The sequence below is a fragment of the Mycobacterium sp. NTMscope_MAC_12 genome (genome assembly GCF_976985675.1).
This window is the reverse complement of record NZ_CDRJYY010000001.1, coordinates 3,931,776-3,950,310: the sequence shown is the minus strand read 5'-3', so window position 1 is coordinate 3,950,310 and position 18,535 is coordinate 3,931,776. Positions and strand designations below refer to the sequence as shown.

The window sequence follows — 18,535 nt, the reverse complement described above, 5'->3', positions numbered from 1 at the left end:
CCGAGCCTACGGAAATTCAACCGATGGCTTGCCCGATGAGGTCGCGGGCGCGATCGAGCATGGAGGCAAACGGGCCGAGCGCGAAATTCAGCTTTGCCGACTCCACGCCCGGGTGGGGGTGGGTTGGGGCGATGGCCTCGGCGGCGCGCACCGCCGTTCCCATCCGCTTGAGATCGTCGGTGTCGAGCTGTTGCGTGAGGACCGGGAATTCCTCGGTCTCCTCCTGCTTGGCGTGCTCGAGCACGGCTTCGCGCAGTTTGGTGAGTTCGTCGATGAACCGCTGCGAGGTGACGTCGAGCTGCTCGATCTGTGACAGCAGCTCCTTGGCCTCATGCTCTTCCTTCAGGCGGGCGTCGACGAGGGCTTCGCCGTCGTCGGCCTCCTTGCGTGCGCGCGGATGCACGATCATTTCCTCGGCGGTTTCGTGTACCGCCAGCAATTGGCGCAGCGCCGCGAACGGCTCCTCACGCGCTTTCGGATCCGTGGCGTGCAACACCTGGTCAAACATGTCCTCGATGAGGTTGTGCTGTGCTTTCAGGAACGCGACGACCTCGTCGGGCGACTGGATAATCATGTCGGCCATCGCCGATACCTCCAGTGAATTCGGGAGTTGTGAAACGCACGCTGGGCTGTGTGCGGCTTCGCGACGTATACCCGCTGCGCACGCGGCCAAACGGCACCCCGCAGTGCGGGACGCATTCCGCGGGACGCGCCAAAACCGGAAGACGTTGGGGAACAACGTATTTCGATACCGGACCGGTGTCCACCCAAATCCCCGTCAGGCGCGCAGCGCCCGACGGACATCTGGGTGAGACGAAGGGTTAGACGCCGCGGTCGCGAGGGGAGACCGGTCCGACGCCGGTGCCGGCAGCGGTGTCCTTCCGGCGCATCAGTCCGGCGAGCCCACCCAGACCGAGCAGGCCAACGAGGCCCCACAGCCCGCTGTTGTCGCTGTGCTGATCGTCGTTGTGGTCCGCCAACGTCGTTGTAGCGGGCGACGGCGCCGGAGCACTCGGGCCGGCGGCATTGGCGACACCGGCTCCTCCCAACAACAGCGCCCCAGTGGTTGAAACGATGGCGATGGTCCTACGCATATTTACTCCTATGGATTTTCTCGGTCGAAGGCCAGACGGCTGATCGAGATACATTTGGAGACCAGGGTGCTCTAGTCTCCGCAGAAAGACGTGCGACAACGGTCGCGACGTCCAAGGGGACGGCTACCCCGCGCTGCCACCGGGAAACGCGACCGCGGGCCGGTTTCGTTTGCTGGCCGGTCCAGTGATTCGCCGCTCCGGTCAGGAACTCGGCCGGCGCCGCGGCCGAGTCGCCATGGCGTCCGCGGGGCTTGCCCGACCGATTGTTCCGGGACATCGCTACGGTTAAGGACACACGTCCACCATTTGAAACCACGAGAAGACGACAGATCAGCCGATATGGACGAACAGGTCAACAGCAGCGCCGCCGAATCCGAAGACATCGGCTCTCGCATCGACCCGGTACTGGCCCGGAGCTGGCTCCTGGTCAACGGCACGCATGCCGACCGGTTCCAGTCCGCGGTGCACTCCCGCGCCGATATCGTCGTTTTCGATATCGAGGACGCCGTCGCGCCCAAGGACAAGCACACCGCACGCGACAACGTGGTGAGTTGGCTGGGCGCCGGCAACGTCGACTGGGTCCGCATCAACGGCTTCGGCACCCCCTGGTGGGCGGACGACCTGGCCGCCCTTGCCGCGACGCCGGTCGGCGGGGTGATGCTGGCGATGGTCGAATCGGTCGACCACGTCACCGAGACCGCGAAACGGCTCCCCGATGTGCCGATCGTGGCCCTGGTCGAAACGGCGCGGGGCCTCGAGCGCATCACCGAGATCGCGGCGACCAAGGGAACCTTCCGGCTGGCGTTCGGCATCGGGGACTTCCGCCGCGACACCGGTTTCGGGGACGACCCGGCGACCCTGGCCTACACGCGATCCCGCTTCACCATCGCCTCCAAGGCCGCCGACCTGCCCAGCGCGATCGACGGCCCCACCATCGGCTCCAATCCGCTGAAACTGATCGAGGCCACGGCGGTCTCCACCCAGTTCGGGATGACCGGCAAGATCTGCCTGACGCCCGACCAGTGCGCCGTCGTCAATGAAGGTCTATCCCCGTCGCAGGACGAAATATCTTGGGCGAAAGAGTTTTTCGCCGAGTTCGAACGTGACGGGGGAGAGATCCGCAACGGCTCTGATCTGCCCCGCATCGCGCGCGCGACCAAGATTCTCGAGCTGGCTCGCGCGTACGGCATCGAGGCCTTGGACATCGACGAGGAAGAACGCGATCACTCACCCGCGCCGTCGGACACCTATCACTACTGAGCGCTACGCCGCATGTCGCGCGAGCGCGACGCCGACGCGGACTTCGAGCTTGCTCATCGTGATGGTGGGGCCGCGCGGCGGCGCCGTCGAACGGTAGGTTTTGCCCGTGGGCGTCGTAAAAAGTGCTGTATGGGTATGGTTTTCGTCGACGCTCGTGCGCACCCGCCACCCCGCATTTTCCTTGACGTAGTTGCAGTGCTCGCACAATCCGAGGCCGTTGTCCGCGGTGGTCGGGCCGCCGACGGCCCACGGCTGCGCGTGGTCGCGGTGCCTGATCGGCGCGTCGCAGTAGGGAGTGCGGCAGTGTTGATCGCGGAGCCCGATGAACGCGGCCAGGCCCTGCGGGAAGAGTCGTGCCCGTGATTCCATCGCCACCAGCGCCCCGGCCTGGGGATGCGCGTAGAGCCTGCGCAGAGTCGCTCGCGAACGTCGATCGGCGGCGGCCGCGGCGACCATGCTGCGGGCGACCGCCGCGGGAACGGGACCGTAGCCGGAGATATCGGCCGGCACATCGCCACCGCCAAGCAGCGTTTCGTCGGACAGCACCAGGTTGACCGCGACCGGGGTGGGGACCGGTGCGCAGCGGCCGGTCACCCTTTCCACCAAGGTGTCCGCCATCACCTGCCCGCGCGGGCGCCCGTCACCGCAAGTGTCTGCTTCGCGGCGCAGCGCCGCATACACCGAAACCCCCTGAGCCACCGGCAATAACGCCGAGACATAGGTCATCGTGTCGGGCGCCGGCCGAATGGTGACGGTGCGGTCGTTCTCGGCCTTGGCCGCCCGCTCGACGACGGCATGCGGATCGAGCCGGTAGGCGATCGCCTTTGCGGCCGCGGCCACTCGCGCATCGCCCATGCCGCTCAGGCTCGCCGGGTCGGCACACATTTCCGCGTCCAAGGCGCGGCGGTCCTCGACGTCCAGGCATGCGCTCTCGCGCACGATCAGCGTCGCCCGCCACTCCGACAGGGCCCCGCATTCCAGCGCGGCCAGCGTATGCGGCATCTCGTGCACCAGGGCTTTGGCGAAACCCAGATGCCGGCCGCCCCGCGCGGGGGAGTCCCGTCGCGCCAGGGCAACCTCGCTTGCCACGCCGCGTCCGCGGCGCGCGGCGGGCACCCCGGTGGCCGCTTCGGTGGCTCGACGCGCCGCGTCCAGAGCGGCCGCCGCCCGGGCCTGGCCGGCGGCCGCCGCGGACTTGAGCGTCTCCAGCTCGGCGATGCGCTCTACCAGCGACGATTCGTCGGCTGCCGGATCGACGGCGGTCAATTCCTCGAACATACTTTCGATAGTAATTGTGCCCACTGACAAGCGGGCCCATGGCTACTCTGGGCATGTGAGCCCCAGAGGGCGGATCTGAGTCGTGCGGGTCTACGACGACGTCGGCGCTGACGAGGGTCAGCGCGTGCTGGTCGATCGGGTCTGGCCGCGCGGCATGCGCAAGGACGACCCGCGGGTGGGTATCTGGTGCAAGGAGGTCGCGCCATCGAAGGACCTCCGCGAGTGGTACCGACACCGGGCCGAACGGTTCGACGAATTCGCTTCGCGCTACAAGGCGGAACTGCGCGACAGCGCCGCGCTGGAGGAGCTCCGCAAGCTAGCCAAGCGGGGTCCGGTCACGTTGGTCACCGCGACTCGCGAGGTTGACATCAGCCAGGCGGCCGTCCTGGCGAAGCTGCTGAAAAGCCGGTGATCGCCAGTTCTCACCGTGAGACGATCGTGCGATGCGTTTGGGATTGCATGCGCTCGGGATCGGCGCCGGCGCCGACCGCGCGGTGATCGATGCCGTCGCGTCAACTGCGGATGAGTGCGGCTTCGCCACCCTTTGGGTAGGGGAGCACGTCGTCATGGTAGACCGACCCGCTTCGCGCTATCCCTATTCCGACGACGGCGTCATTGCCGTTCCCGCCCAAGCGGATTGGCTTGACCCGATGATCGCGCTGAGCTTCGCCGCTGCCGCCTCATCCCGGATCGGCGTAGCGACGGGCGTGCTCCTGCTGCCCGAACACAATCCGGTGCTGGTCGCCAAGCAGGCCGCCAGTTTGGACCGGCTGAGTGGTGGGCGGCTGACGCTGGGAGTGGGCGTCGGATGGTCCCGGGAAGAATTCGCCGCACTCGGAGTGCCGTTCGCGCATCGTGGTGCGCGCACCGCCGAATACGTTGGCGCGATGCGCACATTGTGGCGTGATGACATCGCCTCGTTTGAGGGGCAGGCCGTCCGTTTCGACTCCATTCGGGTTAATCCCAAGCCGCTGCGCGATCGTCGTATCCCCATTGTGGTTGGGGGCAATAGCGATGCGGCACTGGGGCGCGTGGCGATGTGGGGCGACGGCTGGTACGGGTTCAATCTCGACGGCCCGGCAGCGGTGCGCGATCGGATCGCCAAGCTGGAACAACTGTGCGCGGAATCGGGCCGGGACCATACCCGGCTGCGACTCTCGGTGGCGCTGCGCGACCCGAGCGTGGGTGAGATCGTCGCCCTCGCCGAGTTGGGCATCGACGAATTGGTTCTCGTCGAGGCGCCCCCGGACAAGCCCGAGGCGGCAGTCGAGTGGGTTTCCGCGCTGGCGCAGAAGTGGATGGTCCCCCGCTGAAGCGCGTTCGACCAGCAGCGTCGTAGGCTCAGGCGCAGAAATGAGTGACGCCGAACCCATCCTCCCGCGGGAACTGACCGACCTTCCCGAGGAGATCCGTAGCGTCCCGCCGCCCCCCATCCCGGACCTACCCGAGCCGTACGGTTTGCGACTTGCCGACCCGGGTGCCGACGCCGACATGATCTCCGAGTGGATGAGCCGCCCGCACCTGATCGAAGCCTGGGAGTCGCACTGGCCGGTGGCGCGGTGGCATCGCTACCTGCGGGCGCAACTTCAGGGTGACTTTTCTCGTCCCTTCCTGGCGATGCACGACGCGGTGGACCGCGCATATATCGAGCTATACAGAGCGGCAAAGGATTCCATCGCCACTCGCTACAATCACGATCCTCACGACCTGGGTTTGCACGTCGCGGTCGCCGACCTGGATTACATCCAGCGGGGACACGTCGGGTACCTGCTGCCGCATTTGGTGGGCGGCATCTTCACCCTCGACCCGCGGTGTCGCCGAATCATGTTCGATCCCGACCACCGCAATGCGTTGGCGCGCAAGTTCTGTGAGCGTGGTGGCTGCGCATTCCTCGGCGAGCATGACATGGCGAATCGCCGCATGGCGCTGTACGTGCTGCCGCGCACCCCCGACGACGTCCCGCGCGCCTGACTAGATCAGCTCGGCAAGGCGCTGCCCGATGAACGCCGCCGCTACGCCCAGCACGACGCTGAAGACGATGTTGGCGAGCGAGGAGCGCAGTTGGCGCTCCTCGCCGAGTCGCTGCGTCTCCAGCATCCAGGTCGAAAACGTGGTGTAGGCGCCGACGAAGGCCGTGCCAGCCAGCAGGGCCGCCTCCTTGTTCAGCGCCAGACCGCCGAGGAAGCCGAGAAGCGCTGCGCCGCTGATGTTTACGACGAGGGTACCGAACGGGAACGGCCGGGACACCCGGCGCGCCACCGCACGGTCGATGACAAAGCGCAGCACCGATCCGATGCCGCCGATGAGCGCGACGCCCAGCCAGACCAGCGCCGTCGTCGCCGCGGCGGCGGTCATTGACGCACCCGCACCCGGCGCACCAACTTGGTGGCCAGGTGCACCGCCAGCAGCCCGAGCACGATGCTGGTGACGGTGTAGCCGGCGGCCAACCCGCAATGGCCGTGCTCGATCATCCGCACCGTCTCCACCTGCATCGTGGAGAAAGTGGTTAAGCCACCGCACAATCCGGTGCCGAGCAAGGGGCGCCGATAGCTCGACGTCGGCAACCGCTCCAACAGTCGGGTCGTGAAATAACCCACCAGAAAGGCCCCCACGACGTTGACCGTGAACGTCGGCCACGGCCAGCTCCCTGGGTCGCCGCCGGCGAGGGCGCTCAGTGCGGCACGGGCCAGGGAGCCCAGCGCCCCACCGGCAAACACCGCGGCCAATTCGCGATAGTCCCGTTGCGCCACTGGCGTCGATTCCCTTCGTTTGCCGGTGCGCTACGCAGCGTATGGCGGGAGTACCGACCGGCGCAGGCCGGGGGGACTCGGACACGGGCAGAATTGGTAACCATGGTGGCCAACCCTCGCGCCGGTCAGCCGGCCCAACCCGAAGACCTTGTCGATCTGCCCCACCTGGTGACGGCCTATTACTCGCTTCAGCCCGATCCCGGCGACGTCGCGCAGCAGGTGGCATTCGGCACGTCGGGACACCGCGGGTCGGCACTCAATGGCGCATTCAACGAGGCGCACATCCTGGCGATCACCCAGGCCATCGTCGAGTACCGGGCCGAGCGCGGCACAACGGGCCCGTTGTTCATCGGACGGGACACGCACGGCCTGTCCGAGCCGGCCTGGGTCTCGGCGCTGGAGGTGCTGGCCGCCAACGACGTCGTCGCCATGATCGACTCCCGCGACCGGTACACGCCGACCCCGGCGGTCAGCCACGCCATCCTCACCTACAACCGCGGCCGCACCGACGCGCTGGCCGACGGAATCGTCGTGACGCCGTCACACAACCCGCCTTCGGACGGGGGCATCAAATACAACCCGCCCAACGGCGGCCCGGCCGACACCGACGCAACCAACGCAATCGCCAAGCGCGCCAACGAGATTCTGCGCGACGGGTCGGGCGTCAAGCGCATTCCGCTGGCCCGCGCACTGCAGGAAGCGCAGCGCCACGATTACCTCGGCAACTATGTCGACGACCTGCCCAACGTGGTCGACATCGATGCCATCCGCGCGGCCGGGGTGCGGATCGGCGCCGACCCGCTGGGCGGGGCGAGCGTGGACTATTGGGGCGAGATCACCGCGCGGCATCGCCTGGATCTGACCGTGGTCAATCCGCTGGTCGACGCGACGTGGCGGTTCATGACGCTCGACCACGACGGCAAAATCCGGATGGACTGCAGCTCGCCCGACGCCATGGCGGGACTCATCCGCGCGATGTCCGACAACCCCGGCCGCTACCAGATCGCCACGGGCAACGATGCCGACTCCGACCGCCACGGCATCGTCACCCCCGACGCGGGGCTCCTCAATCCGAACCACTACCTGGCGGTGGCCATCGAATATCTCTACACGCAGCGGCCGTCGTGGCCGGGCGGCATCGCGGTCGGCAAGACCGCGGTCAGTTCGTCGATGATCGACCGGGTGGTCGCCGGCATCGGCCGCAAGCTCATCGAGGTGCCGGTCGGCTTCAAGTGGTTCGTCGACGGCCTGATCGAGGGTGGCATCGGCTTCGGCGGCGAGGAATCGGCCGGGGCGTCGTTCCTGCGGCGTGACGGCTCCGTGTGGACCACCGACAAGGACGGCATCATCCTGGCCTTGCTGGCCTCCGAGATCTTGGCGGTCACGGGGTCGAGTCCCTCGCAGCGCTATGAACGGTTGACCGCCCAATACGGCACGCCGTTCTACGCGCGGGTCGACGCGCCGGCCGATCGCGAGCAAAAGGCCCGGCTGGCCAAGCTGTCGGCCGACGAGGTGACGGCAACGGAACTGGCGGGGGAGCCCATCACCGCCAAGCTGACCGCGGCGCCGGGCAATGGCGCCGCGTTGGGCGGATTGAAGGTGACAACGGCCAACGCGTGGTTTGCCGGGCGACCGTCGGGAACCGAGGACGTGTACAAGATTTATGCGGAATCTTTCAACGGAGAAGGGCATTTAGCGGAGGTGCAAGAAACTGCGCGCGAGGTAGTTAATAAAGTCATCGGGTGACCCTTTCCCCCCGCATTACCCGCCCGGGGGGACGCGCGCCGCGTTCGACCCGCCTGCCGCGCGAAGTTTGGATCCTTAGCTGGGCAAATATCATGGTTGCCCTGGGTTACGGGGTCATTTCGCCGGCGCTGCCGTCTTTCGCCCGCAGTTTCGGCGTCAGCATCAAGGCGGTGACCTTCTTGGTCACCGTCTTTTCGTTGGCCCGCCTGTGTTTTGCGCCGGTCAGCGGGCAGCTGGTGCAGCGGCTGGGGGAGCGGCGGATCTACATCGGCGGGATGGTGATCGTCGCGGTCTCCACCGGCGCGTGTGCGTTTTCCCAGGCTTACTGGCAATTGATGGCTTTCCGCGTCATCAGCGGAATCGGATCGACAATGTTTTATGTTTCGGCGCTGGGACTGATGATCCATATCAGCCCGCCCGACGCCCGCGGACGGGTCGCGGGCCTTTTCACCACGTCGTTCATGGTCGGGGCCGTGGGCGGCCCGGCCGTCGGCGCCCTGGCGGCCGGTTGGGGGCTCACCGCGCCGTTCATCGTGTACGGCGTCGCGCTGCTCGGTGTGGCGGTGGTGCTGTTTTTCGGCTTGCGGAATTCGGCCCTGGCCGCCCCGGGGCCGCCGACGCGGTCGACGGTGACGATGCGAGAGGCGTTGCGCGTGCGCGCCTATTGGTCCTCGCTCGGGGCCAATTTCGCGACCGGTTGGTCGGCGTTCGGCCTTCGTGTCGCCCTGGTCCCCTTGTTCATCACCGACGTCATGGGCCGCGGCGTCGGCGTCATCGGCATTGCGCTCGCGGCGTTCGCCGGGGGCAACGCGTTGGCCATGATCCCCAGTGGCTACCTGTCCGACCGGATGGGACGGCGCACGTTGATGATCGTGGGCCTGGCGTTGTCCGGTGTGGCGACCATCTTCTTGGGCGCGGCGTCGTCATTGCCGAGGTTTCTGGTCGCCGCGGTGGTGGTGGGGGCGGTGACGGGCATCTACATGTCGCCGATGCAGGCCGCCGTCGCCGACATCCTGGGCAGCGAGGCGCGCGCGGGCAGTCCGGTGGCGGCCGTTCAGATGATGTCCGACCTGGGCGCGATCGTCGGATCCGTGACGCTCGGTTGGGTCGCCGAGCGGCTGAGCTACGGCTGGGGTTTCATCATCAGCGGCATCGTTTTGCTGATCGCCGCGGTGGGCTGGGTGGTGGCGCCGGAGACCCGGACGGTGCCCGTTCCGGAGCCCGACCCCTTGCCGTCTCCGCACACGTTGAATCTTCCTGAGCAGCAACTTTGAAGGACGGTTACCGGTGGTGTAGCTTCGATGAGCACGACTGGGGGCTATGGCGCAGCTGGTAGCGCACCACACTGGCAGTGTGGGGGTCAGGGGTTCGAGTCCCCTTAGCTCCACCGAAATAACTGGGCGGATCGCGCCAATCGACGTCGCGGGTCTAGCAGAATGCGGCGGTCATGAAACTCCCGCCGGCCACGAGCGCGATGACGAGCGCGGCGGTCTCGTGCCCCGTCGACGCCGCGGCGACGACGCCGGCGACCGCGCTGATGAATATCGTGACGGCCAGAAACGCCATGAACAGCCGGTGCGAATTGACCGCCGCGCCGGAACGAGGCGTGACCATGGCCTTGTTCGTACGATTCACGCCCACCATGAAATCTCCTTGGTTGTGACGCCCGCAACATATCACGCGCAGATGTGGCCTGCATCACACATTACTAGGCGCGCCGTGGTATCAGTCCGGTATCATTCGGCTATGGGAATGACTCTTCGGCCCAGTGAACAGCAGGCGGAAGCGCTGCGCAGGCAGGCCAGTGCGGAAGGCCGATCGATGCAGGCCGTCGCGCTGTCGGCCATCGACGAGTACATCGCCCGGCGGGCGCACAAGGCCAAGGTCGCCGATGCGCTGCAGCGCGTGCTTCGCGAGGAGGCAGGTGTTCTGGAGCGCCTCAAGGACGCATGACGGACTATCTGGACCTCGAGGATCTTCTGGAAATTGCCCGAAAAGCCGTCGGAGTGGACGTCATTGTCCGGGATTACGGCTTGCTTGAATCCGCTCTGGCGCGTCCTCGAGCCTCCATCTTTGGCCAGGACGCCTACCCGGATCTGCACGTCAAGGCCGCCGCACTGCTGCATTCGCTGACACGGAATCACGCGCTGGTGGACGGGAACAAGCGACTCGGGTGGGCGGCCTGCCGGACGTTCCTGGCAATCAACGCCCAGTGGATCAGTGCGCCCGAGGACGATCGCTTCGATTTGGTGATCCGGGTGGCCACCGGTGCGATGGCCGGTCTCGACGACATTGCGGCACAACTGCGCGGCTGGAGCCACCCGTGACCGCTGCGAACCACGCCGGCTTCGGGCAACGCCGTTATGCGGCGGCGATCCGCCGATTAGGTTTTCGTCTTGGGGCGCATTAATCTAGCCCGCGGTTCGATTGCGACTCAGGAAAGCAGCCATGCCTGTTCAGCCCACTCTGCTGCGCCGACAAGCGCCGCGTAGCGTCCGTCGACAGCGGGTCGCTCCCCGCGTGAAATGTCCGATGGTCGGTCAGTGCTTCGACATCGAAGTCGCCCGCGACGCCGACGGATGGGCGATCAGCGTTCCCGAAATCGGCCGGACCACCCGCACGACCAGTCGGGCCGCGGTGGAACTGGCCGCGCGCGAATGCATTGCAACCTGGACCGGTATCCCGATCGGTTATGTCGCCGTCTACGTCGTCAGCGAAATCGCTTAACAGTCGAGGGCGCGTTGTTGTCGGGCGGCCTGCAGGATCGAGCCGGCGGTGACAAATGCGGGTTTGTCGCGGTCCTTGCCCTCGACGGGCAGCCCGGCCGCGCGGCGCAGCACCATCAGCGCAAGCCCGCTGTACGTCGCATAAGGAACGATCAAAAGGTTCACCCGCTCCTCGCTGCCGATGAACGTCATCACGTGCTGGCGCTTGTGCTCCCATCCGTGCCAGTTGAAATCGGGCGGCCGTTGTAGGGCCGGCCAGTTGACGTTGACAGAGCAGATGTCGCCGAGCAGGGGTGTCAGTGCCGCGACAAGGCCGGGCAATTCGTTGGTGATGCGGTCCGCGCGTGGCCACCACGCTCCGTCGATGTCGCCGCCCAACTGGTGGGCTACCGAGACCCGGACGGGGACGGCCGTGCGTCGGCTCAACGTGCGATACACAGATTGTTCCTAAGTTCGGCATCGCTCGTCCGCGGTCGCGTGCGAGTGGAGGAATCACATTGCCCTTGGGTGTTCACTGCGCCCATTGCGGTAATTTCCGCGGACAACGAAACGGCTCACCTTCGACGCTACCCCACCATCGAGGTTTGCTCGCTATAGGAGCGCGGTCAGGTGACCAGGGGCAGCGCGTAACCGCGACGCAGCTTGCCGGACGGCGTCTTGGGAATCGCCCCTGGAGCCAGCACCACCACACTGCGTGGCCGAGCCGCGACTTCGGTGACGACTTCGTGAGCGACCTCGTGCTTGATGCGCCGCACCTGCGCGGGATCGTCGACGTCGTTCGACTCCACCGCAACGGCAAACGATTCCCGAGAATGGCCGGCATCGAGCCGCACGGCCGCCACACACCCGGCGCGCACGCCGACGACCCGCCCGGCAGCACGTTCGACATCACCGGGGTAGATGTTGCGTCCGGCCATGATGATGACGTCTTTGGCCCGACCGCAGACGACCACGTGGCCCTGCTCGGTGAGGTAACCCAGATCGCCCGTGTTCAACCACCCCTGATTGTCTTGAGCGGCCACAAAACCGGCCGTCGTGACATACCCGGACGTGACCGGATCACCCCGCAACTCGATGACTCCCACACCTCGAGGCGCCAGAAGGGCGCCGTCCTCATCGACGATGCGTGCCTGTATGCCGTTCAGCAGCGGCCCCAGCGACGCGAGCCGACGGGTGCGGCCGGTGGAGGCGGGCACTGCGCGCCGCAGCACCGCCAGCATGTCGCCGTCCACCTCATCGACGACGAGTCCACGGCCACACTCCGAAAATGACACTGCCACAGTTGTTTCGGCCATTCCATAGGCGGGCAAGATCGCTTCTGGACGCAGTCCGAACGGCGCGCCGGCCAAACACAGTTCCTCCACGTCGGCCGGTTCGACCTGTTCGGAACCCGATAACGCCCACCGCAACGACGACAGATCAAAATCACCGGGCTTTGCGTGCCGCCGTAACCGCTTGGCCAGCAACGCGTAGGCAAAATTCGGTGCCGCGGTCATGGTCGCTCGGTACTTATCGATCAGCTTGGGCCACAACAAGATATCGGACAGGAAGTCGATCGGCGTGATCTTGACCAACTCGGCACCGAATAGCATTGGCACCGTTAAAAATCCGGTCATTCCCATGTCGTGGAAAAGAGGTAACCAGCTCACGATCACATCGGTATCCAGGTCGTACCGGGCACCGACGAACATCGCCTCGGCGTTGGCGATCACGTTCGCATGAGTGATCATCACTGCTTTGGGACAATCCGTCGAGCCCGACGTCAACTGCAGAAGCGCCAGATCGTCCTCACCGCTGTCGACGACAGCGGTCGGTGCGGCGCTCAACAGCTCGGCCATCGTCACCACCGCGACGTCGTGCTCGGCCAACACGTCCACGGCGGCCATGAACGGCTCCGACACGATCACGACGGTCGCCTCGATCATCGTGATGACCGCCAGGGTGTCGCGGACCCACGCCTGCAGATCGGTGCGTGGCGTCGGTTGATGCAGCATCGTCAGACACGCGCCGCGCAGCCACACACCCTGCGCGATCGGCGCGACTTCCGCCGGGGCGCCGGCCAGCACACCGACCCGATCGCCCGCGCCGACCCGGAGCGCCGCCAATCCGCCGGCTACCCGCCGGGCGCTCTGATGAACTTCGGTCCAGGTGGACCGAACTGGCGAACCGGGCTCGCCGGTCACCAGGCCGTGGGTACTCGTCTCCGCAGCGCACAGCATCGCATCAACGAATCTGCTCACCGCCACCTCCCCTGCGTCAGGCCAGCTACAGGCCTGTTTTGGTCATCTCGGGACGTATGAGGTGCCGAGGACATGCTACTGACCTCAGGCGCGTCTCCCCAGAGGGCGCGCCGCCCGTCCGGGTAAGGGCGACGGCCGCGGCAAGCTGATCCGCCCGCGAGAAACGCGGAACTGCGGATAGGCTGGTGGGAACAAGGGAGGATGGACATCATGTCCACACAGAATTGGTCCGACGCACCCGAGATTCACCCGTCGCAGATCCGGGTCGGCGACGTCATCGGCACGCGGCGCCCCACGGAATTGCGCCTGACCGTGAAAATGATCAGTGGTCCGCAGAGCGGTCCGCGGCAATGGACATTTTTCAGCCGCGACGACAACGGCCAACAGCGCACCAGCACGTTCGGCGAGGACGACGTGGTTCGCAGATACGCCAAAGCGGCATGACAATGCCTTAGATCCGTGCCAAACGCCAAGGGCGGCAACGGATTCTAGGATCCCGCGGCGATCGCGATCGATTTCGTGTCCAGGTAGCTGTCGAGGCCTTCGGGCCCGAGCTCGCGTCCGTAGCCGCTTGCCTTGACCCCGCCGAAGGGCGCGAAGGGATCCATCGTGTACCCCTGGTTGACGCCGACGGTCCCGGTGTGGATGCGGGTGGCCATCGCCAGCGCGCGGTCGGTGTCGTCGCTCCACACCGATCCCGCCAGGCCGTAATCGGAATCGTTGGCGATCGCCAACGCCTCCTCGTCATCGCGGTAGGGGATGACGGTGATGACGGGCCCGAAGATCTCTTCCCGGGCGATGCGCATGGTGTTGTCGGCCGCCGCGAACAGGGTGGGCCGGACATACCAGCCGCGGTCGAGCCCGTCGGGCATGTCGGTGCCGCCGACGACGACGCGCGCGCCCTCGTCCTGACCGATCTGGATGTAGTCGCGAACGCGCTGCTGCTGGCGCCGGGACACCAACGGACCGAGCTGGGTGTCGGGATCGTTGGGATCGCCGACGCGAAGGCCGGCCATCTCGGCCGCGAGCGCGTCGACGTACTCGTCGTGGCGCCCCTGCGGGACCAGCACCCGGGTGAGCGCATTGCAGATCTGGCCGCTGTTGGACAGGCTCGCGGAGCGCACCCCGGCGGCCACCTTGTCCGGCGATGCGTCGTCGAGGACCACGGCGGCGGACTTGCCGCCGAGTTCCAGGCTGACCTTGGTGAGGTTGACCGCGCAGGATGCGGCCACGGCGCGCCCCGCCGTGGTGGAGCCGGTGAACGACACCTTGTCCACGCCACGGTGGGCGACGAGGTAGGCGCCCAGCGCACCGTCGCCCGGCAGGACGCTGACCACGCCCGGCGGCAGGCCGGCCTCGGTGATCATCTCGCCCAAAAGCAGTGCGTCCAAAGGGCTTTCGGGGGCAGGCTTGAGCACGACGGTGCAGCCGGCCAACAGCGCGGGCACCAGTTTGGTGACGATGAGGAACTGGGGCATGTTCCACGGCACGATCGCCGCGACGACGCCGACGGGTTCCTTGCGGACGTGCACGTCGCTCCCGAAGAACCCGGGCCTCGTCTCCTGCCACGGATGCCTTTCGGCCAGGTCGCAGAACGCGCGCATCATGAACGCCGGCAGGCCGACCTGGGCGCGCTGGGCGAAGCTGATCGGGGCGCCGATCTCGGCCGTGATCGTCGTGGCCATCTCCGCGCGGCGTCCGTCGTAGATGTCGGCCAGGCGCCGGATCGCGGCGATCCGCTCCGCCGGCTCGCTGCGGCCCCAGGGCCCGAAGGCCGCCCGCGCGCCGGCCACCGCCGCGTCGACGTCGTCGGATCCCGCCGCATTGACCTCGGCGATGGGTTCCTCGGTGTGCGGCGAGATGACGCGCAGGACGCCGGCGGGCGGCCGTGCCCCGTCTCTTGCGGCGATTTGCAGTGCGGGGTTGTGGTCCATCCGCGCCTCCCGGGGGCCAGTATCAACTACTTGCTATTGGTGAGTCGAGGATATACCGTCGGCCCTGACGGAGCTCTCAGGGATGGGTGAAACCGGTGCGCAGGTGGTTGTTTTCGCGCGGGCAGTGCCGCGGCGAGCGGCTGACACCTGAGGTTTCGGTGAGATTGGACTGCATAAGGAGCGATCATGCCTCGATTTCCTAAACCGCCGGAGGGAAGCTGGACTCAGCACTACCCGGAATTGGGCACCGCGCCGGTGTCCTACGAGGACTCGATCAGCCCCGAGATCTACGAGTTGGAACGCGACGCCATCTTCAAGCGGGCCTGGCTGAATGTCGGTCGCGTTGAACAGCTTCCGCGCAAGGGTAGTTACCTCACCCGGGAACTGAAGGTCGTCAACACCTCAATCATCCTGGTTCGCACGACATCTGGCGATATCAAGGCTTATCACAACGTGTGCCGGCATCGCGGCAACAAGCTGGTGTGGAACGACCTGCCGCAGGAAGAAACGAGCGGAGTGTGCCGGCAGTTCACCTGCAAATACCACGGTTGGCGCTACGACCTGGACGGCAACCTCACCTTCGTGCAGCAGGAGGAGGAATTCTTCGACCTCGACAAGGGTCGCTACGGGCTGGTGCCGGTGCACTGCGACGTGTGGGAAGGGTTCATCTTCGTCAACTTCGCCAAGAAGCCCGAGCAGTCGCTGCGAGAGTTCCTCGGACCCATGATCACCGGGCTGGAAGGCTACCCGTTCGACAAGATGATCTCGCGCTGGTGCTATCGCTCTGAAGTCAAGGCGAACTGGAAGCTTTACATGGACGCGTTCCAGGAGTTCTATCACGCGCCCGTGTTGCACGCGAACCAGTCACCGACCGCGTACTCGAAGGCGGCCGCCGAGGCGGGTTTTGAGGCCCCGCACTACCGGCTGGACGGGCCGCACCGGCTGGTCAGCACCTCGGGGGTGCGCGCCTGGGAAATGGCGGACGAGATGCGCAAACCGATGGAGGACATCTGCCAGAGCGGGCTGTTCGGGCCGTGGGACAAGCCCGATCTGGGCCCGATGCCCGAGGGGCTCAACCCGGCGAAATGTGATCCGTGGGGGCTGGATTCGTTCCAGCTGTTCCCGAACTTCGTCATCCTGTTCTGGGGCCAGGGCTGGTATCTGACCTACCACTACTGGCCGACGACTTACAACAGTCACCTCTTCGAGGGCACGCTGTACTTCCCGGCGCCGCGCACCCCCCGCGAGCGGGTGGCCCAGGAACTGGCGGCGGTGTCGTTCAAGGAATACGGGCTGCAGGACGCCAACACGCTGGAGGCGACCCAGACGATGCTCGAATCCGAGGTGATCGACGAGTTCTTGCTCTGCGACCAGGAGGTCCTGATCCGGCACCTGCACAAGGAGACCGCGGCCTGGATCGATGACTATCGCCGGACGACGAGCGCGGGGGTGTGAACGCGATGCCGACGATGCTGCCCGCCGAGTTCGCCGACCTCGAACCGTTCGCCGAGTGGTGCCTGGCCAGCGAACCCGAACGCTACGCCAAGAGGCTCGCCAGTTCGATGGTCGAAATGAAGGCCTTCTACGACGCGATCACCCCGCGCGCTGAGGAAGCATTGTCGTTCTGCGACAAGTTCTCTCTCGACGACTTGCCGGACGACGTTCTGAATTTGATGCACCTGCTCTACTCCATGATCATGGTGTCGTTCCCGGTGGAGTGCTGGAAGCAACCCCGCGTCCCCGACTCGGGCGCTTCGACCCTGGACTGCGTGTCCGAGCCGGTTCCATGACCGAGGCGACCGTCCTGCGGGCGGCGCGTTGGGCCGACGTCGTCACGGGGCAGATCCACGCTCCGGCGGTGATCGTGGTCGAAGGCGAACGCATCGGTGCGATCAATCCCGAAGAGCCGCTGCCGGATTCGGCCACCATCATCGACCTCGGCGACATGACGCTGCTGCCGGGCCTGATGGACATGGAACTCAACCTGCTCATCGGCGGGCCCGGCGGACCGGAGGGCCTGCCGTCACCCATGCATGGCGTGCAGGACGACCCCGCCTATCGCACGTTGCGCGGTGCGGTCAACGCGCGCACCACCCTGGACGCCGGGTTCACCACGGTGCGCAATCTCGGGCTGATGGTCAAGACCGGCGGGTATCTGCTCGACGTGGCGCTGCAGCGCGCCATCGACCAGGGCTGGCACATCGGGCCGCGCATCTATCCCGCCGGCCATGCCGTCACCCCGTACGGCGGGCACCTGGACCCGACGGTCTTTCAGCGGTTGGCTCCCGGGGTCATGCCGCTGTCGGTGGCCGAGGGCATCGCCAACGGCGTCCCCGACGTGATCGCCTGCGTGCGTTACCAAATCCGGCACGGCGCCAAGCTGATCAAGGTCTCCGCCTCGGGCGGGGTGATGTCGCACAGCACCGCCCCCGGCGCGCAGCAGTACTCCGATGCCGAGTTCGCCGCGATCGCCGACGAAGCCCACCGCGCCGGAGTCCGCGTGGCCGCACACGCCGTCGGAGACACCGCCGTACAAGCCTGCATCCGTGCCGGGATCGACTGCATCGAGCACGGCTTCTTGGCCAGTGACGAAACGATCCAGATGATGGTCGACCACGGCACCTTCCTGGTCTCGACCACATACCTGACCGAGGCCATGGCCATCGACCGCATCGCACCGGAGCTGCGCAAGAAAGCGCTCGAGGTGTTCCCACGCGCAAAGGCCATGCTGCCCAAGGCGATTGACGCGGGCGTCCGGATCGCGTGTGGTACCGACGCGCCGGCCATCCCGCACGGCCAAAACGCCAAAGAACTGGGCGCACTGGTTGCGCGGGGCATGACTCCCGCACAGGCAATCCGCGCGGCCACGGTGGTGGCCGCCGAGCTGATCGACGCCGACGACGAGTTGGGCAGGCTGGCGCCCGGCTATCTGGCCGACATCATCGCCGTGCCGGGGGACCCGTTCGATGACATCGCCAGGACCCTCGACGTCCGCTTTGTCATGAAGAACGGACAGATCTACAAGAACCCCGCGGCCTGACGGAGGCAGCTATGGAACTCACCGACAACATCCTGTGGCTGCTCAAACAGGCCTTCTATTACTCCCTGACCACCATCAACGAGGCGATGCGGGAACACGGTGTGAGCACTGCCCAGATCGGTGTGCTGCGCCAATTGGCCAACGAACCCGGGTTGTCCGGCGCCGAATTGGCCCGCCGGCTGCTGATCAGCCCGCAGGGCGTTCAGCTCGCGCTCACCGCCTTGGAGCGCCGCGCCCTGGTGGAAAGAAAACAGGACCCCCAACACGCGCGCATCCTGCGGGCCTACCTGACCGGGGAAGGCCGCAAAGTCGCCGAGACGGTCGTCAACGACGCGATCGCCGCACACCAGGAGGTGTTCGGCGTGCTGACCGAGGACGAGCAGCGGACCCTGCGCGAACTGCTGGGCCGCGTGGTCGAAAAGGGCACCGGCCATGAGCTGTTCGACGATCACGTCGAGGGTTGACAC

The 18,535-nt window shown here is 66.4% G+C and carries 23 protein-coding genes and 1 tRNA gene; 15 read left to right on the top strand and 9 right to left on the bottom strand.

Features of this window, described 5'->3' with window-relative positions; all coding sequences use genetic code 11:
* Positions 1 to 16: 16 nt before the first annotated feature.
* Together AC0KS4_RS18195 and AC0KS4_RS18190 are read right to left on the bottom strand one after the other, a co-directional pair.
* Positions 17 to 583, bottom strand: coding sequence for a hemerythrin domain-containing protein (locus AC0KS4_RS18195; protein WP_225326456.1), 567 nt, complete (start codon positions 581 to 583; stop codon positions 17 to 19).
* A 238-nt stretch (positions 584 to 821) separates the two neighbouring features.
* On the bottom strand, positions 822 to 1,094 hold the full coding sequence (locus AC0KS4_RS18190; protein ID WP_225326457.1) for a WGxxGxxG family protein: 273 nt from the start codon (positions 1,092 to 1,094) through the stop codon (positions 822 to 824).
* A gap of 339 nt (positions 1,095 to 1,433) precedes the next feature.
* Between AC0KS4_RS18190 and AC0KS4_RS18185 the strand changes: the two genes are divergently transcribed.
* A complete protein-coding gene (locus AC0KS4_RS18185) occupies positions 1,434 to 2,354 on the top strand; it encodes an HpcH/HpaI aldolase/citrate lyase family protein (protein WP_238956583.1) in 921 nt (306 codons plus the stop codon).
* A gap of 3 nt (positions 2,355 to 2,357) precedes the next feature.
* Here AC0KS4_RS18185 and AC0KS4_RS18180 read toward each other — a convergent pair whose 3' ends face one another.
* A complete protein-coding gene (locus AC0KS4_RS18180; RefSeq protein ID WP_225326459.1) occupies positions 2,358 to 3,632 on the bottom strand; it encodes an HNH endonuclease in 1,275 nt (424 codons plus the stop codon).
* 82 nt (positions 3,633 to 3,714) lie between these two features.
* Here AC0KS4_RS18180 and AC0KS4_RS18175 point away from each other — a divergent pair, with 82 nt between their 5' ends.
* From AC0KS4_RS18175 to AC0KS4_RS18165, 3 genes are read left to right on the top strand one after another with little or no spacing between them, the layout of a single operon-like run.
* Positions 3,715 to 4,044: a DUF488 domain-containing protein gene (locus tag AC0KS4_RS18175; protein WP_238956582.1), complete on the top strand. Its 330-nt coding sequence runs from the start codon at positions 3,715 to 3,717 to the stop codon at positions 4,042 to 4,044.
* Between the two features lie 31 nt (positions 4,045 to 4,075).
* Positions 4,076 to 4,945 carry an LLM class F420-dependent oxidoreductase gene (locus tag AC0KS4_RS18170; RefSeq protein WP_225326461.1) on the top strand — a complete coding sequence of 290 codons (870 nt, stop codon included), beginning with the start codon at positions 4,076 to 4,078 and terminating at the stop codon, positions 4,943 to 4,945.
* 40 nt (positions 4,946 to 4,985) lie between these two features.
* Positions 4,986 to 5,603 (top strand): GNAT family N-acetyltransferase, encoded by a 618-nt coding sequence (locus AC0KS4_RS18165; RefSeq protein WP_225326462.1) that lies wholly within the window; start codon positions 4,986 to 4,988, stop codon positions 5,601 to 5,603.
* On the opposite strand, the gene crcB (AC0KS4_RS18160) is transcribed toward AC0KS4_RS18165, so the two are convergent.
* Together crcB (AC0KS4_RS18160) and crcB (AC0KS4_RS18155) are read right to left on the bottom strand one after the other, a co-directional pair.
* On the bottom strand, positions 5,604 to 5,987 hold the full coding sequence (crcB, locus tag AC0KS4_RS18160; RefSeq protein ID WP_225326463.1) for a fluoride efflux transporter CrcB: 384 nt from the start codon (positions 5,985 to 5,987) through the stop codon (positions 5,604 to 5,606).
* Positions 5,984 to 6,382 (bottom strand): fluoride efflux transporter CrcB, encoded by a 399-nt coding sequence (gene crcB / locus AC0KS4_RS18155; RefSeq protein ID WP_225326464.1) that lies wholly within the window; start codon positions 6,380 to 6,382, stop codon positions 5,984 to 5,986. The genes crcB (AC0KS4_RS18160) and crcB (AC0KS4_RS18155) overlap by 4 nt, the downstream gene beginning before the upstream one ends.
* A gap of 102 nt (positions 6,383 to 6,484) precedes the next feature.
* Here crcB (AC0KS4_RS18155) and pgm point away from each other — a divergent pair, with 102 nt between their 5' ends.
* The 3 genes from pgm (at position 6,485) to AC0KS4_RS18140 (ending at position 9,515) form a co-directional block, all read left to right on the top strand.
* Positions 6,485 to 8,128, top strand: coding sequence for a phosphoglucomutase (alpha-D-glucose-1,6-bisphosphate-dependent) (pgm, locus tag AC0KS4_RS18150; RefSeq protein WP_238956581.1), 1,644 nt, complete (start codon positions 6,485 to 6,487; stop codon positions 8,126 to 8,128).
* A gap of 71 nt (positions 8,129 to 8,199) precedes the next feature.
* Complete coding sequence (locus AC0KS4_RS18145; RefSeq protein ID WP_308193086.1) at positions 8,200 to 9,402, top strand: MFS transporter; 1,203 nt, start codon at positions 8,200 to 8,202, stop codon at positions 9,400 to 9,402.
* A gap of 40 nt (positions 9,403 to 9,442) precedes the next feature.
* Positions 9,443 to 9,515 (top strand) — tRNA-Ala (locus tag AC0KS4_RS18140).
* Positions 9,516 to 9,556: 41 nt separating this feature from the next.
* Here AC0KS4_RS18140 and AC0KS4_RS18135 read toward each other — a convergent pair.
* A complete protein-coding gene (locus AC0KS4_RS18135; RefSeq protein ID WP_009954684.1) occupies positions 9,557 to 9,772 on the bottom strand; it encodes a hypothetical protein in 216 nt (71 codons plus the stop codon).
* A gap of 102 nt (positions 9,773 to 9,874) precedes the next feature.
* On the opposite strand from AC0KS4_RS18135, the gene AC0KS4_RS18130 reads away from it, so the two are divergent.
* The 3 genes from AC0KS4_RS18130 to AC0KS4_RS18120 all read left to right on the top strand — a co-directional run bounded on the left by AC0KS4_RS18130 (position 9,875) and on the right by AC0KS4_RS18120 (position 10,855).
* Positions 9,875 to 10,081, top strand: a complete 207-nt coding sequence (locus AC0KS4_RS18130; RefSeq protein ID WP_026071253.1) for a hypothetical protein — start codon at positions 9,875 to 9,877, stop codon at positions 10,079 to 10,081.
* Positions 10,078 to 10,455, top strand: a complete 378-nt coding sequence (locus AC0KS4_RS18125) for a type II toxin-antitoxin system death-on-curing family toxin (RefSeq protein WP_225326467.1) — start codon at positions 10,078 to 10,080, stop codon at positions 10,453 to 10,455. Before AC0KS4_RS18130 ends, AC0KS4_RS18125 begins: the two co-directional genes overlap by 4 nt.
* Before the next feature lie 205 nt (positions 10,456 to 10,660).
* On the top strand, positions 10,661 to 10,855 hold the full coding sequence (locus tag AC0KS4_RS18120) for a long chain fatty acid-CoA synthetase Faa4p (protein ID WP_238957356.1): 195 nt from the start codon (positions 10,661 to 10,663) through the stop codon (positions 10,853 to 10,855).
* Here AC0KS4_RS18120 and AC0KS4_RS18115 read toward each other — a convergent pair.
* Both AC0KS4_RS18115 and AC0KS4_RS18110 read right to left on the bottom strand, forming a co-directional pair.
* Positions 10,852 to 11,292 carry a DUF5994 family protein gene (locus AC0KS4_RS18115; protein WP_225326468.1) on the bottom strand — a complete coding sequence of 147 codons (441 nt, stop codon included), beginning with the start codon at positions 11,290 to 11,292 and terminating at the stop codon, positions 10,852 to 10,854. The two genes, AC0KS4_RS18120 and AC0KS4_RS18115, sit on opposite strands and share 4 nt — an antisense overlap.
* A gap of 167 nt (positions 11,293 to 11,459) precedes the next feature.
* Positions 11,460 to 13,094, bottom strand: coding sequence for a fatty acyl-AMP ligase (locus AC0KS4_RS18110; protein ID WP_225326469.1), 1,635 nt, complete (start codon positions 13,092 to 13,094; stop codon positions 11,460 to 11,462).
* A gap of 210 nt (positions 13,095 to 13,304) precedes the next feature.
* Between AC0KS4_RS18110 and AC0KS4_RS18105 the strand changes: the two genes are divergently transcribed.
* Entirely contained in the window at positions 13,305 to 13,538 is a 234-nt protein-coding gene (locus tag AC0KS4_RS18105) for a hypothetical protein (RefSeq protein ID WP_225326470.1), read from the top strand.
* Between the two features lie 44 nt (positions 13,539 to 13,582).
* On the opposite strand, the gene AC0KS4_RS18100 is transcribed toward AC0KS4_RS18105, so the two are convergent.
* On the bottom strand, positions 13,583 to 15,028 hold the full coding sequence (locus AC0KS4_RS18100) for an aldehyde dehydrogenase (protein WP_225326471.1): 1,446 nt from the start codon (positions 15,026 to 15,028) through the stop codon (positions 13,583 to 13,585).
* A 186-nt stretch (positions 15,029 to 15,214) separates the two neighbouring features.
* Between AC0KS4_RS18100 and AC0KS4_RS18095 the strand changes: the two genes are divergently transcribed.
* From AC0KS4_RS18095 to AC0KS4_RS18080, 4 genes are read left to right on the top strand one after another with little or no spacing between them, the layout of a single operon-like run.
* A complete protein-coding gene (locus AC0KS4_RS18095; RefSeq protein ID WP_225326472.1) occupies positions 15,215 to 16,483 on the top strand; it encodes an aromatic ring-hydroxylating oxygenase subunit alpha in 1,269 nt (422 codons plus the stop codon).
* Entirely contained in the window at positions 16,480 to 16,818 is a 339-nt protein-coding gene (locus AC0KS4_RS18090; protein WP_225326473.1) for a hypothetical protein, read from the top strand. Before AC0KS4_RS18095 ends, AC0KS4_RS18090 begins: the two co-directional genes overlap by 4 nt.
* Entirely contained in the window at positions 16,815 to 18,068 is a 1,254-nt protein-coding gene (locus AC0KS4_RS18085; RefSeq protein WP_238956579.1) for a metal-dependent hydrolase family protein, read from the top strand. The genes AC0KS4_RS18090 and AC0KS4_RS18085 overlap by 4 nt, the downstream gene beginning before the upstream one ends.
* An 11-nt stretch (positions 18,069 to 18,079) precedes the next feature.
* Positions 18,080 to 18,532 carry a MarR family winged helix-turn-helix transcriptional regulator gene (locus tag AC0KS4_RS18080; protein ID WP_225326475.1) on the top strand — a complete coding sequence of 151 codons (453 nt, stop codon included), beginning with the start codon at positions 18,080 to 18,082 and terminating at the stop codon, positions 18,530 to 18,532.
* Positions 18,533 to 18,535 lie beyond the last annotated feature (3 nt).

What these genes read in the sequence shown, in the direction of transcription:
- AC0KS4_RS18195 (WP_225326456.1), bottom strand. Translation starts at nt 583, where the DNA reads ATGGCCGACATGATTATCCAGTCGCCCGACGAGGTCGTCGCGTTCCTG.
- AC0KS4_RS18190 (WP_225326457.1), bottom strand. Translation starts at nt 1,094, where the DNA reads ATGCGTAGGACCATCGCCATCGTTTCAACCACTGGGGCGCTGTTGTTG.
- AC0KS4_RS18185 (WP_238956583.1), top strand. Translation starts at nt 1,434, where the DNA reads ATGGACGAACAGGTCAACAGCAGCGCCGCCGAATCCGAAGACATCGGC.
- AC0KS4_RS18180 (WP_225326459.1), bottom strand. Translation starts at nt 3,632, where the DNA reads ATGTTCGAGGAATTGACCGCCGTCGATCCGGCAGCCGACGAATCGTCG.
- AC0KS4_RS18170 (WP_225326461.1), top strand. Translation starts at nt 4,076, where the DNA reads ATGCGTTTGGGATTGCATGCGCTCGGGATCGGCGCCGGCGCCGACCGC.
- AC0KS4_RS18165 (WP_225326462.1), top strand. Translation starts at nt 4,986, where the DNA reads ATGAGTGACGCCGAACCCATCCTCCCGCGGGAACTGACCGACCTTCCC.
- crcB (WP_225326463.1), bottom strand. Translation starts at nt 5,987, where the DNA reads ATGACCGCCGCCGCGGCGACGACGGCGCTGGTCTGGCTGGGCGTCGCG.
- pgm (WP_238956581.1), top strand. Translation starts at nt 6,485, where the DNA reads ATGGTGGCCAACCCTCGCGCCGGTCAGCCGGCCCAACCCGAAGACCTT.
- AC0KS4_RS18135 (WP_009954684.1), bottom strand. Translation starts at nt 9,772, where the DNA reads ATGGTGGGCGTGAATCGTACGAACAAGGCCATGGTCACGCCTCGTTCC.
- AC0KS4_RS18130 (WP_026071253.1), top strand. Translation starts at nt 9,875, where the DNA reads ATGGGAATGACTCTTCGGCCCAGTGAACAGCAGGCGGAAGCGCTGCGC.
- AC0KS4_RS18125 (WP_225326467.1), top strand. Translation starts at nt 10,078, where the DNA reads ATGACGGACTATCTGGACCTCGAGGATCTTCTGGAAATTGCCCGAAAA.
- AC0KS4_RS18120 (WP_238957356.1), top strand. Translation starts at nt 10,661, where the DNA reads ATGGTCGGTCAGTGCTTCGACATCGAAGTCGCCCGCGACGCCGACGGA.
- AC0KS4_RS18105 (WP_225326470.1), top strand. Translation starts at nt 13,305, where the DNA reads ATGTCCACACAGAATTGGTCCGACGCACCCGAGATTCACCCGTCGCAG.
- AC0KS4_RS18100 (WP_225326471.1), bottom strand. Translation starts at nt 15,028, where the DNA reads ATGGACCACAACCCCGCACTGCAAATCGCCGCAAGAGACGGGGCACGG.
- AC0KS4_RS18095 (WP_225326472.1), top strand. Translation starts at nt 15,215, where the DNA reads ATGCCTCGATTTCCTAAACCGCCGGAGGGAAGCTGGACTCAGCACTAC.
- AC0KS4_RS18085 (WP_238956579.1), top strand. Translation starts at nt 16,815, where the DNA reads ATGACCGAGGCGACCGTCCTGCGGGCGGCGCGTTGGGCCGACGTCGTC.
- AC0KS4_RS18080 (WP_225326475.1), top strand. Translation starts at nt 18,080, where the DNA reads ATGGAACTCACCGACAACATCCTGTGGCTGCTCAAACAGGCCTTCTAT.